This is a genomic window from Mangrovicoccus algicola (assembly GCF_014903745.1).
Lineage (GTDB): Bacteria > Pseudomonadota > Alphaproteobacteria > Rhodobacterales > Rhodobacteraceae > Mangrovicoccus > Mangrovicoccus algicola.
Map to the genome: position 1 here is coordinate 63,999 of NZ_JACVXA010000020.1, position 10,946 is coordinate 74,944.

Consider the following 10,946-nt stretch of genomic DNA (forward strand, 5'->3'; position numbering starts at 1 on the left):
TCGGCGCCACCCGTCCAGTGCGGCGGATGGGGCCAGAGCCGCCGGGGCCTAGGTCCAGTCAGCGCGGGCCCAGGTGATCCTCGCCGCGCGCCCGGGCCAGCGCGATCTGCTTCTGCCGCATGCGGAACCGGGCCTTGTCCTCGGCGCTGGTCTCGGCGGCGCAATGGTGGCAGCTGACGCCGTCCTCGTATTCGGGACGGTCGCGATCGGCGGGCAGGATCGGGCGGCGGCAGGCATGGCACAGCAGGTGCGGGCCTTCCTTCAGCCCGTGCCCGACCGAGACCCGCCCGTCGAAGACAAAGCAGTCGCCCTGCCACAGGCTGTCCTTCTCGGGGACCTCCTCGAGGTATTTCAGGATCCCGCCCCGGAGGTGATAGACCTCCTCGACGCCCAGCCCCATCAGGTAGTTGGTGGATTTCTCGCAGCGGATGCCGCCGGTGCAGAACATCGCGATGCGCTTGTTGTGGAACCGCGCCTTGTTCTCCTCCCACCAGGCGGGGAAGTCGCGGAAGCTCGCGGTCTCCGGATCGACCGCGCCGGCGAAGGTGCCGATGGCGACCTCGTAATCGTTGCGCGTGTCGATCACCGCCACGTCGGGGGCGGAGATGAGCGCATTCCACTCGGCGGGGTCGACATAATGCCCGGTGCCCGCGCGGGGGTCCACCTGGGGCTGGCCCATGGTGACGATCTCGCGCTTCAGCCGGACCTTCATGCGCGGAAACGGTGCCTCGGCGGCGGTGCTTTCCTTCCAGACCAGATCGGCGCAGCCGGGCAGGGCGCGGATATGGGCCAGCACCGCGTCGATCCCGTCGCGCGGGCCGGCAATGGTGCCGTTGATGCCTTCATTGGCCAGCAGCAGCGTGCCCTTGACGCCCTGCGAACAGCAGAGCTTTGCCAGCGGCCCCTGGATGGCGGCCGGGTCGGGAAACGCAGTGAAGTGATAGAGCGCGGCAACGGTGAACATGGGGGTCCGATACGCCTCCGGACGCATGCGGGCAAGGGGTCAGGCACCGTCCATCCGCGCCCGCGTGGCCGCATCCGCCGCCTCGCGCAGCGCGCCGAGCAGCGGCGTGGCCCCGGTGCGGTCGCGCCCGTAGCCGAGGTTGAAGCCATAGTCGAAATCCGGCGGATTGGTCCCCTGGGCATGGGTCAGGATCGTCTCGATCCGGTCCAGCCCCTTGGCCAACCGCGCCTCCGGCGTCCTGCCCGCCGCCGCCTCGTCCCACAGCGCCATGAGCCGCGCGGCCGTGGCCGCGGGCAGCGGCGCGCAGAGTTCCGCCATGTCCCGCCGCTCGCGGTCGCGGCGGTCGGAACCGGCCGTCTGCAGCGGGGCGGGCACATCGCCCGAGATCGCCTCGCCGAGGTCATGCACGATGCAGAGCTTCAGCAGATGCAAGAGATCCGCGCCCTCCAGCCGGTCCTCCAGCAGCAGCGCCAGGAGGCACAGGCGCCAGCTATGCTCGGCGGTGCTCTCGGGCCGGCCGGCGGGGGTGAACCCGCTGCGCAGCGTGTCCTTCAGCGCGCCGGCCCCCTGCAGGAAGCGGATCAGCCGGTCGATATCGTCCTGCGGCGGGGGCGCGTCTGGGGGCGTGTCGGGGGTCATGGCGGCAGGCTAGCGCAACCCGACCGACCCGGGAAGCCCCGGCCGTGGCGGGGCGGGGCGTCATTCGGGGTCGGGATCGAAGACCTGTTCGACCGCGCGCCCGAAAAGCCGGGCGATGGCGAAGGCCAGCGGCAGGCTGGGATCATAGCGCCCGCGCTCCAGCGCATTGACGGTCTGCCGCGAGACGTTCAGATGGGAGGCGAGATCGGCCTGGGACCAGCCCTTCTGCCGCCGCAGCTCCTGCAGGCAGTTCTTCATCTGAAGCGCAGCAGCCCGACCAGCACGCCCGCGCACCAGATCCCCGCCATCAGCGGCCAGACGGTGAACATCGACAGCCGCGGAAACCCTGCGCCTTCGAGGAAACCGTAGCCGAAGGTGATCAGCGCCGTGCCCGCGAAGGCCACGGCCAGCGCCTCGAACTGGAGCTTGCGCTGCATCTCGTCCAGCTGCCGGATCGTCCGGATGATCACGGCGCAGATGAACAGGGCGGGCAGCATCGGGCTGAGCGTCAGCGCGAGGCCCAGGGGCCCGCCGCCGAAGCCGGGCCGGCCGAGAAGGGTCTGGGACAGGATCAGCAGGCCCAGATAGGCCGCCAGACCCAGCATCAGGTGGAACAGTCCGCGCATGGGGATCTCCGGGGAATGTAAAGCGTTCTTTACATCTGGCCGGGGCGGGCAGGATTGTCAAGCGTGCTTTACATGCCCCGCCGGCTTCCACGGGCCGGCTTCCCTGGGCCGGCTGCGCGGCATTGTGCAGGTGCAGCATTGACGCCGCCCCGCCTTGCCGCCTAGCCATGTGGGACGAGCCCGAGGAGACATGCCATGCGCCCCGAAACCGATGCCCTGGTCGCGATCGACATCCAGACCGATTTCTGTCCCGGCGGCGCGCTGGCCGTGCCGGGCGGCGATGCGGTGGTCGGCCCGGCCAATGCGCTGATGGATGACTTCGCGACCGTGGTGCTCAGCCAGGACTGGCACCCGGCGGGGCATTCCTCCTTCGCCACCAGCCATCCCGGCAAGACCCCTTTCGAGACGGTGCAGATGCCTTATGGCACCCAGGTCCTGTGGCCCGATCACTGCCTGCAGGGCAGTCCGGGCGCCGCCTTCCATCCCGGGCTGCGCACCGATGCGGCGCAGATGGTGGTGCGCAAGGGGTTCCGCCCCGGCATCGACAGCTATTCCGCCTTCTTCGAGAATGACCAGGCGACGCCCACGGGCCTTCATGGCTACCTGCGGGAACGCGGGGTGTCGCGCGTGATGCTGTGCGGGCTGGCGACGGATTTCTGCGTGGCCTTCTCGGCGCTGGATGCCGCGCGGCTGGGCTATGAGGTGGAGCTGAGCCTGGCCGCCACGCGCGGCATCGACATCGACGGATCGGTGGAGGCGGCGCTGCAGCGCATGCGCGGCGCGGGGGTGCGCCTGGTCTGAGCCTCAGCCGGTCACGCCGGTCCCGTCTAGGCCGCAAAGCGCCATCATCTTCAGATAGGCGGCGGTGAATCCCCGCAGCGGCAGGTCGGCCACCGGGCGGCCCGCGCTGGTCGCGATGATCCGCGATCCCGCCGCCATGGCGCGCAGCATCTCCTGCCGTGCCCCGGGGGGGATCGCGGCCTGGGCATTCTGGAAGACGTCCTCTTCCAGCCAGGCATAGGGCATCGCCGTCGCCGCCGGCCCGTCATCGACCCGGATCTGCACCGGCGTGCCCTCCTGCATCACCGTCGCGAAATGGCGCAGCGCGTATTCCTGCAGGCGGATCGCGGGGAAACTGCCGGGCGGGGCGGTCTCTCCGGGCAGCGCGCTGACCCGCAGCCAGGGCAGCCCGTCGCCGCCGGTCTGCGCGACGCAGCCCTGCGGGCCGGGGCCCGAGACGGTCCAGTCGCCATGGCGTGTTTCCGCGGGGGCCTGGGCGGCGGCGGCGACAAGAAGAAGGGGCAGGCAGATGCGCATCGCGGGTCTCCGTCCGGCGGGATGTGTCCCGGCAATTCCCTCCGCCTTGCCATGTCCGGGCCGGCTTGCTCTAAGGGGGGGCGGGCCACCCGGAGTGCATTACATGGTCGATATCGCCACCCGCGTCTATAACCACAAGTGGAAGATCGACCCGATCGTCCGGTCGCTGATCGATACCGATTTCTACAAGCTCCTGATGTGCCAGACCGTCTTCGGCAAGGGGCCGGGCCCGCGCGTCACCTTCAGCCTGATCAACCGCAGCAGCAGCCTGCGCCTGGCGGAGCTGATCGACGAGGGCGAGCTGCGCGAGCAGCTGGACCATATCCGCAGCCTCAGCCTCAGCCGCGGCGAAAGCACCTGGCTGCGCGGCAACACCTTCTACGGCAAGCGCCAGATGTTCCGCCCCGATTTCATGGAGTGGTTCGAGAACCTGTCCCTGCCGCCCTATCACCTGGAAAAGCGCGACGGCCAGTACGAGCTGACCTTCGAGGGCAGCTGGCCCGAGGTCATGCTGTGGGAGATCCCGGCGCTGTCGGTGCTGATGGAGCTGCGCGGCCGCGCCGTGCTGAAGCATATGGGCCGGTTCGAGCTGGAAGTGCTCTATGCCCGCGCCATGACCAAGCTGTGGGAGAAGATCGAGCGGCTGCGCACCCTGCCGGATGTGAAGATCGCCGATTTCGGCACCCGCCGCCGCCACAGCTTCCTGTGGCAGGACTGGTGCGTGCAGGCGATGCAGGAAGGCCTGGGCGACAGTTTCGTCGGCACGTCGAACTGCCTGATCGCGATGCGCCGCGAGGTGGAGGCGATCGGCACCAATGCGCATGAATTGCCGATGGTCTATTCCGCGCTGGCCGAGACCGATGCCGAGCTGGCGGCCGCGCCCTTCAAGGTGCTGCAGGACTGGCAGCAGGAACATGAAGGCAACCTGCTGGTGATCCTGCCCGACACTTACGGGACCCGCGAATTCCTGGACCGGGCGCCGGACTGGCTGGCCGGCTGGACCGGCATCCGCATCGATTCAGGCGATCCGGTGGAGAATGGCGAGGCGGCGATCGCCTGGTGGCAGGCAAAGGGCGAGGATCCGCGGCGCAAGCTGATGATCTTCTCCGACGGGCTGGATGTCGACGAGATCCGTGACCTGCATGACCGTTTCGCCGGGCGGGTGCGGGTCAGCTTCGGCTGGGGGACGCTCCTGACCAACGATTTCCGCGGGCTGGTGAAGGAGGATGCGCTGGCGCCCTTCTCGCTGGTCTGCAAGGCCGTCTCGGCCGACGGGCGCCCTACGGTGAAGCTTTCGGACAATCCCAGCAAGGCCATGGGCCCCGCCGCGGAGGTCGCCCGCTACAAGCGCGTCTTCGGCGTCGGCGAGCAGCAGGCACAGCCGGTGCGCGTCTGACCCCGCCGCCCCCGAGACTGTCCCCGGCCGCCGCCGACGGGCGGAAGACAGGCTGGGGGGCGATCCGGCGACTCCGGTCGCCCCCCGGGGCGGTCGCCGCCTGTCCCCGCACCCGGCGGGTCGGGCCCGGCAGGGGCGTCGCACGGTTCCGGCGGGACCACCGGCCGTTTCGGTGCACATGATTTGGGCGTCTGCCCCTGCGGGGGCGCTGCGGCACAGCTTCTTCTTTCCAATCGCGCGCATCCGGCTAGGCTGGCGGCGAACTGACATCACGGAGCTTCACCATGGCGAACCTTTTCCTCAACCGCCGCCAGCTTCTGTCCCGCACCGCCGGGGCAGCAGCGCTTGCCGGGATCGCGCCGGGCCTGCTGCACGCGCAGGGGGCGCCGATCAAGGTCGCCGCCGTCTATACCGTCCCGGTGGAACAGCAATGGGTCGGGCGCATCCATATCGCCGCCGAGGCGGCGCAGGCGCGCGGCGACATCGACTATTCCTTCTCCGAGAACGTCTCCAACGCCGATTACACGCGGGTGCTGCGCGAATATGCCGAGGGCGGCGCGCAGCTGATCATCGGCGAGGCTTTCGCGGTGGAGCAGGAGGCGCGCGAGGTCGCCGCCGAATATCCCGAGATCGGCTTCCTCATGGGCTCCTCCTTCCCGCCGGACGAGGCGCTGGAGAATTTCGCCGTCTTCGACAACTACATCCAGGATGCCAGCTTCCTGACCGGGATCATCGCGGCGGCGATGTCGCAGACCGGCAATATCGGCATGGTCGGCGGATTCCCGATCCCCGAGGTCAACCGGCTGATGAACGCCTTCATGGCGGGCGCGCGCGCCTACAATCCCGACACCGAATTCCAGGTGGCCTTCATCGGGTCCTGGTTCGATCCGCCGAAGGCCAAGGAAACCGCCTTCGCGATGATCGAGAACGGGTCCGACATGCTCTATGCCGAACGCTTCGGCGTGCATGACGCGGCCAAGGAACGCGGCGTTCTGGCCATCGGCAACGTGATCGACACCCAGGCCGACTATCCCGAGACGGTCGTGGCCTCGGCGCTGTGGCATTTCGAGCCGACGCTGGATGCCGCCATCGCCGCCGCGAAGGCGCAGGAATTCAAGGCGGCCGATTACGGGGTCTACAGCTTCATGGAACATGGCGGCTGTTCGCTGGCGCCGCTGGGCACCTTCGAGGGCAAGCTGCCCGCCGAGGCCGCCGCCATGGTGCAGGACTACATGGAGAAGATCCTGGCCGGCACCTACACGGTGGAGATCGACAACAGCGAACCCTCCGCCTGATGGCCGAGATCCTGCGGCTCGACGGGATCACCAAGCGGTTCGGTCCCGTCCTTGCCAATGACGATATCAGCTTCGCCCTGAACGAGGGCGAGGTGCTGGCGCTTCTGGGCGAGAACGGGGCCGGCAAGACGACGCTGATGAACATCCTCTTCGGTCATTACATGGCCGATGCGGGGACCGTCACCGTCGCGGGCACGCCTTTGCCGCCCGGGCAGCCCGGCGCGGCGCTGGAGGCCGGGGTGGGCATGGTGCATCAGCACTTCACCCTGGCCGGCAATCTCAGCGTGCTCGACAACGTGATGCTGGGCACGCGACCCCTGTTCTCGCTGCGGGCCGGGCGGCGCGCGGCGCGCGCAAGGCTGGCCGAGCTGTCCGGCCGGTTCGGCCTGGCGGTCGATCCCGATGCCCGCGTGGCCGACCTGTCGGTGGGCGAACGCCAGCGGGTGGAGATCCTCAAGGCGCTGTACCGCGATGCCCGCGTGCTGATCCTCGATGAACCGACCGCCGTGCTGACCCCGCAGGAGGTCGAGGCGCTTTTCGCCACGATCCGCAAGGCGGTGGCGCAGGGGCTGGCGGTGGTCTTCATCAGCCACAAGCTGGGCGAGGTCATGGCCGTGGCCGACCGCGTGGTGATCCTGCGCCGGGGCGCCAAGGTGGCCGAGATGCGCAGCGCCGAAACCGACCGCCACCGGCTGGCCGAGGCGATGGTCGGCGCCGAGATCACCCCGCCCGACGTGCCCCCGGCCGTGCCCGGCGAGGTGCTGTTCCGGCTGGACCGGGTCAGCACCGCCGGGACGCCGGGCCTGCGCGCGGCAAGCCTCGCGCTGCGGGCCGGCACGATCACCGGCATTGCCGGGGTCTCGGGCAACGGACAGCGGGCGCTGGCCGACCTGCTTTCGGGGCTGGAGGTGCCGGTGGAGGGCCGGGCGGAGCTGATGGGCGCCGGCCTGGGCATCTGGAGCCCGCGCCGCGCCGTGGGGGCGGGCATCGCGCGGATCCCCGAGGATCGCCACGCGACCGGCGCGATCGCCGATTTCGACCTGACCGGCAATGCCATGCTGGAGGATTACCACCGCCCGCCCATGTCGCGGCGCGGCTGGCTGGACCGGCGTGCCGCGCGGCGCCGCGCGGAGGAGATCATCGCCCGCTACGACGTGCGCTGCCCCGGTCCCGCGACGCCGATCCGGCTGCTGTCGGGGGGCAACATGCAGAAGCTGATCCTCGGCCGCGTGCTGGAGGCGGGGCCGCGGATCATCCTGGCCGCCCAGCCGACGCGCGGTCTGGATATCGGCGCGGTCACCTATGTCCACCGCCAGCTTCTGGCGGCGCGGGCGCGGGGCGCGGCAGTTCTGCTGATCTCCGAGGACCTGGACGAATTGCGCGCGCTGTCGGACGTGATCCATGCGATCCATGACGGCGAATTGTCCCCGGCCTTCGCGCGCGGGGAGATCACGGTGAAGGAACTCGGCCTGTGGATGGCCGGACAGGGAGGCCGGGATGCGGCTTGAGGCGATCGAGGCCCCGGGCCTCGCGCGGCGGCTGGGCCTGCCGGCCGCGGCGCTGGCGGCGACCGTTCTGGTCGCGGCCGGGCTGGCGGCGATCGCGGGGGGCAACCCGCTGGACGTGCTGGGACAGATCGTCCAGGGCGCGGCCGGGTCGAAATTCGCGCGGCTGGAAACGCTGAACCGCGCCACGCCGCTGATCTTCACCGGGCTGGCCGTGGCCGTCGCCTTCCGCGCGCGGCTGTGGAATATCGGGGCGGAGGCCCAGCTGTATCTCGGCGCCGTCGCCACGGTGGTGATCGGCACGCAATCGGGCCTGCCCGGGCCGCTGGTGATCCCGGCCATGGCCGCGGCCGCCGTGGTCGCGGGCGGCCTGATGCTGCTGGGTCCGACGCTCTTGAAGACCCGGCTGGGCGTCGACGAGGTGGTCACCACGCTCCTGCTGAACTTCGTCGTGCTGCTGCTGGTCGGCTACCTGCTGGAAGGCCCGATGAAGGATCCGATGGGCATGGGCTGGCCGAAATCGCCCTCGCTGCCCGCCGAGGCGCGGCTGCCGCGCATGGCCGAGGGGCTGCGGCTGCACTGGGGCTTCGGGCTGGCCTTGATCTGCGCGGCCGGCGTCTGGCTGCTGCAGGCGCGCACCACGCTGGGATTCGAGATGCGCGCCGTCGGCGCCAATGCCCGCGCGGCGCGCTTTGCCGGGATGCCGGTGAATGCCGTGCTGGTGAAGACGGCGCTGATCTCCGGCGGGCTGGCGGCGCTCGCGGGGTTCTCGGAAGTGGCCGGGATGAAGGGCAACCTGACCGCCGACATCTCGCCGGGCTATGGCTATACCGGCATCGTGGTGGCGATGCTGGCGCTGCTCAATCCCCTTGGCGTCGTGGTCTCGGCGCTGTTCGTGGCGGGGATCTTCGTCGGGGCCGACAGCATGAGCCGACAGGCCGGCGTGCCCTCCTACATCGCCGACATCCTGCTGGCCTCGGCGCTTCTCTTCATGGTCGCGGCGCTGAAACTGTCGCGTTTCCGGATCGTCAGGGGCTGAGATGGAACTGTTCGACATCCTGGTATCCGCAACCTTCTGGGCGGCGGTGCTGCGCATCGCCTCCCCGCTGATCTTCGCCACGATGGGCGAGCTGATCTGCGAACGCGCGGGCGTGCTGAACCTCGGGATCGAGGGGATCATGGTCGCGGGCGCCTTCGCCGGCTGGATCGCGGTCTATGCCGGGCTGCCGCTCTGGGGCGGGGTGGCGGTGGCCTTCGGCGCGGGGGTGGCCTTCGGGCTGCTGCACGGGCTGCTGACCGTGCCCCTGGGCCTGTCGCAGCACGTGGCGGGGATCGGCATCACCATGCTGGCCACGGCGGCGACGTATTTCGCCTATCGCGTGGCCCTGCCCGAGGTCTCTTCGCCGCCCAAGATCACCGCCTTCCAGCCGACCGGATGGGCGGTCCTGGGCAGCCAGACTGTGCTGACCTGGGCGGCGCTGGCGACGGTGGCGGTGACCGGCTGGGTGCTGTGGCGCACGCCGCTGGGCCTGGCGCTGCGCGCGGCCGGCGAGAACCCGGCCGCGGTGGAGGCACAGGGCCTGCCGGTCCATGCGCTGCGCATGGGCGCGGTCGCCGTGGGCTCGGGGCTGATGGCGGTGGGGGGCAGTTTCCTGACCCTCTCGGCCTTCAACTCCTTCTTCTTCGAGATGGTCAACGGCCGCGGCTGGGTCTGCATCGCGCTGGTCGTGTTCGGCGCCTGGCGGCCGGGCCGCGCTCTGCTCGGCGCGCTTCTCTTCGCGGGGTTCGACGCCTTCCAGATCCGCCTGCAGCAGACCAGCCTGGGCGCCGGGCTGCCCTATCAGCTGTTCCTGGCGATGCCCTATCTTCTGTCCGTGCTGGCGCTGGTCGTCATGTCGCGGCGCACCGAAGTGCCGGCCGCCCTGATGACACCGTACAACAAGGGGGAACGCTGATGTTCGACCTGATCGTGAAGGGCGGCACGCTGCCCGATGGCCGCGTGGCCGATATCGGCATCCGCGGCGACCGGATCGCGGCGGTGGAGCCGCGGCTGGAGGCGGAGGCGGCCGAGGTGATCGACGCCACCGGCGACCTGGTCAGCCCGCCCTTCGTCGATCCGCATTTCCACATGGACGCCACGCTCAGCCTCGGGCTGCCGCGGGTCAACGCCTCGGGCACGCTTCTGGAAGGCATCGGGCTGTGGGGCGAGCTGAAGGAGGTCATGACGCTGGAGGGGCTGAAGGCGCGGGCGCTGGCCTATTGCGACTGGGCCGCCTCGATGGGGCTTCTGCATATCCGCACCCATGTCGATACCTGCGACGACCGCCTGCTGGGCGTGCAGGCGATGATCGAGCTGCGCGAGACGGTGAAGCCCTATATCGACCTGCAGCTGGTCGCCTTTCCGCAGGACGGGGTGTTCCGCGATCCGACGGCCTGGGACAATACCGTCCGCGCGCTGGAGATGGGGGTCGATGTCGTGGGCGGGATCCCGCATTTCGAACGCACCATGGAAGAGGGCGCGCGCAGCGTCCGGGCGCTGTGCGAACTGGCGGCGGAACGCGGCCTGCCGGTGGACATGCATTGCGACGAGACCGACGACCCGCTGAGCCGCCATGTCGAGACCCTGGCGATGGAGGCCCAGCGGCTGGGGCTGCAGGGCCGCGTCGTGGGATCGCACCTGACCTCGATGCATTCGATGGACAATTACTATGTCTCGAAGCTCTTGCCGCTGATGGCCGAGGCGGGGCTGGCGGCGGTGCCCAACCCGCTGATCAACATCATGCTGCAGGGCCGGCATGACAGCTTTCCCAAACGCCGCGGCCTGACCCGGGTGAAGGAGCTGCGCGCGGCGGGCATCCCCGTGGCCTTCGGGCAGGATTGCGTGCTGGACCCGTGGTACAGCCTCGGCACGGCGGACATGCTGGATGTGGCCTTCATGGGGATGCATGTCGCGCAGATGACCCATCCCGACGAGATGCGCGCCTGTTTCGACATGGTCACGACCGACAGTGCCGGGGTGATCGGGATCGAGGATTACGGGCTGGCCCCGGGCTGCACCGCCTCGCTGGTCGTCCTCGATGCCGCGGATCCGGTCGATGCGCTGCGGCTGCGGCCCGCGCGGCTGGCCGTGGTGGCGAAGGGCCGGGTCGTCTCGCGCAGCCCGCGCGCCGATGCCGCCCTGTCGCAGCCGGGCCGGCCCGGGAC

Annotated in this window: 12 protein-coding genes; 7 read left to right on the forward strand and 5 right to left on the reverse strand. The window is 70.0% G+C overall.

The genetic code is table 11. The annotated features are described in order from the left end of the window. Positions 1 to 58: 58 nt before the first annotated feature. Genes trhO through ICN82_RS08845 form a run of 4 tightly spaced genes read right to left on the reverse strand, consistent with a single transcriptional unit; the run spans position 59 to position 2,229 of the window. Complete coding sequence (gene trhO, locus ICN82_RS08830) at positions 59 to 964, reverse strand: oxygen-dependent tRNA uridine(34) hydroxylase TrhO (protein ID WP_193181777.1); 906 nt, start codon at positions 962 to 964, stop codon at positions 59 to 61. Positions 965 to 1,003: 39 nt separating this feature from the next. Then, positions 1,004 to 1,603 carry an HD domain-containing protein gene (locus ICN82_RS08835; RefSeq protein WP_193181779.1) on the reverse strand — a complete coding sequence of 200 codons (600 nt, stop codon included), beginning with the start codon at positions 1,601 to 1,603 and terminating at the stop codon, positions 1,004 to 1,006. A gap of 60 nt (positions 1,604 to 1,663) precedes the next feature. Further along, positions 1,664 to 1,861 carry a helix-turn-helix transcriptional regulator gene (locus ICN82_RS08840; protein ID WP_193181781.1) on the reverse strand — a complete coding sequence of 66 codons (198 nt, stop codon included), beginning with the start codon at positions 1,859 to 1,861 and terminating at the stop codon, positions 1,664 to 1,666. Then, the gene (locus ICN82_RS08845; RefSeq protein ID WP_193181783.1) at positions 1,858 to 2,229 is read right to left on the reverse strand and encodes a hypothetical protein; all 372 of its coding nucleotides are present in this window, start codon (positions 2,227 to 2,229) and stop codon (positions 1,858 to 1,860) included. The genes ICN82_RS08840 and ICN82_RS08845 overlap by 4 nt, the downstream gene beginning before the upstream one ends. Before the next feature lie 195 nt (positions 2,230 to 2,424). On the opposite strand from ICN82_RS08845, the gene pncA reads away from it, so the two are divergent. Continuing rightward, entirely contained in the window at positions 2,425 to 3,030 is a 606-nt protein-coding gene (gene pncA, locus ICN82_RS08850; RefSeq protein ID WP_193181785.1) for a bifunctional nicotinamidase/pyrazinamidase, read from the forward strand. 3 nt (positions 3,031 to 3,033) lie between these two features. On the opposite strand, the gene ICN82_RS08855 is transcribed toward pncA, so the two are convergent. Beyond that, positions 3,034 to 3,546 carry an invasion associated locus B family protein gene (locus tag ICN82_RS08855; protein WP_193181787.1) on the reverse strand — a complete coding sequence of 171 codons (513 nt, stop codon included), beginning with the start codon at positions 3,544 to 3,546 and terminating at the stop codon, positions 3,034 to 3,036. Between the two features lie 103 nt (positions 3,547 to 3,649). Between ICN82_RS08855 and pncB the strand changes: the two genes are divergently transcribed. The 6 genes from pncB to ICN82_RS08885 all read left to right on the forward strand — a co-directional run. Beyond that, positions 3,650 to 4,942, forward strand: a complete 1,293-nt coding sequence (gene pncB, locus ICN82_RS08860) for a nicotinate phosphoribosyltransferase (RefSeq protein ID WP_193181789.1) — start codon at positions 3,650 to 3,652, stop codon at positions 4,940 to 4,942. Between the two features lie 284 nt (positions 4,943 to 5,226). Then, positions 5,227 to 6,237: a BMP family protein gene (locus tag ICN82_RS08865; protein ID WP_193181791.1), complete on the forward strand. Its 1,011-nt coding sequence runs from the start codon at positions 5,227 to 5,229 to the stop codon at positions 6,235 to 6,237. Next, positions 6,237 to 7,745 carry an ABC transporter ATP-binding protein gene (locus ICN82_RS08870; protein ID WP_193181793.1) on the forward strand — a complete coding sequence of 503 codons (1,509 nt, stop codon included), beginning with the start codon at positions 6,237 to 6,239 and terminating at the stop codon, positions 7,743 to 7,745. Before ICN82_RS08865 ends, ICN82_RS08870 begins: the two co-directional genes overlap by 1 nt. Then, complete coding sequence (locus ICN82_RS08875) at positions 7,735 to 8,781, forward strand: ABC transporter permease (protein ID WP_193181794.1); 1,047 nt, start codon at positions 7,735 to 7,737, stop codon at positions 8,779 to 8,781. Before ICN82_RS08870 ends, ICN82_RS08875 begins: the two co-directional genes overlap by 11 nt. 1 nt (position 8,782) lies before the next feature. Then, positions 8,783 to 9,697, forward strand: coding sequence for an ABC transporter permease (locus ICN82_RS08880; RefSeq protein WP_193181796.1), 915 nt, complete (start codon positions 8,783 to 8,785; stop codon positions 9,695 to 9,697). Next, a partial coding sequence (locus ICN82_RS08885; protein WP_193181798.1) for an amidohydrolase family protein occupies positions 9,697 to 10,946 on the forward strand: 1,250 nt, incomplete at its 3' end. The genes ICN82_RS08880 and ICN82_RS08885, both read left to right, overlap by 1 nt.

Bases quoted from the DNA above. Each gene is read 5' to 3' on its own strand.
- trhO (WP_193181777.1), bottom strand. From the start codon at position 964: ATGTTCACCGTTGCCGCGCTCTATCACTTCACTGCGTTTCCCGACCCG.
- ICN82_RS08835 (WP_193181779.1), bottom strand. From the start codon at position 1,603: ATGACCCCCGACACGCCCCCAGACGCGCCCCCGCCGCAGGACGATATC.
- ICN82_RS08840 (WP_193181781.1), bottom strand. From the start codon at position 1,861: ATGAAGAACTGCCTGCAGGAGCTGCGGCGGCAGAAGGGCTGGTCCCAG.
- ICN82_RS08845 (WP_193181783.1), bottom strand. From the start codon at position 2,229: ATGCGCGGACTGTTCCACCTGATGCTGGGTCTGGCGGCCTATCTGGGC.
- pncA (WP_193181785.1), top strand. From the start codon at position 2,425: ATGCGCCCCGAAACCGATGCCCTGGTCGCGATCGACATCCAGACCGAT.
- ICN82_RS08855 (WP_193181787.1), bottom strand. From the start codon at position 3,546: ATGCGCATCTGCCTGCCCCTTCTTCTTGTCGCCGCCGCCGCCCAGGCC.
- pncB (WP_193181789.1), top strand. From the start codon at position 3,650: ATGGTCGATATCGCCACCCGCGTCTATAACCACAAGTGGAAGATCGAC.
- ICN82_RS08865 (WP_193181791.1), top strand. From the start codon at position 5,227: ATGGCGAACCTTTTCCTCAACCGCCGCCAGCTTCTGTCCCGCACCGCC.
- ICN82_RS08870 (WP_193181793.1), top strand. From the start codon at position 6,237: ATGGCCGAGATCCTGCGGCTCGACGGGATCACCAAGCGGTTCGGTCCC.
- ICN82_RS08875 (WP_193181794.1), top strand. From the start codon at position 7,735: ATGCGGCTTGAGGCGATCGAGGCCCCGGGCCTCGCGCGGCGGCTGGGC.
- ICN82_RS08880 (WP_193181796.1), top strand. From the start codon at position 8,783: ATGGAACTGTTCGACATCCTGGTATCCGCAACCTTCTGGGCGGCGGTG.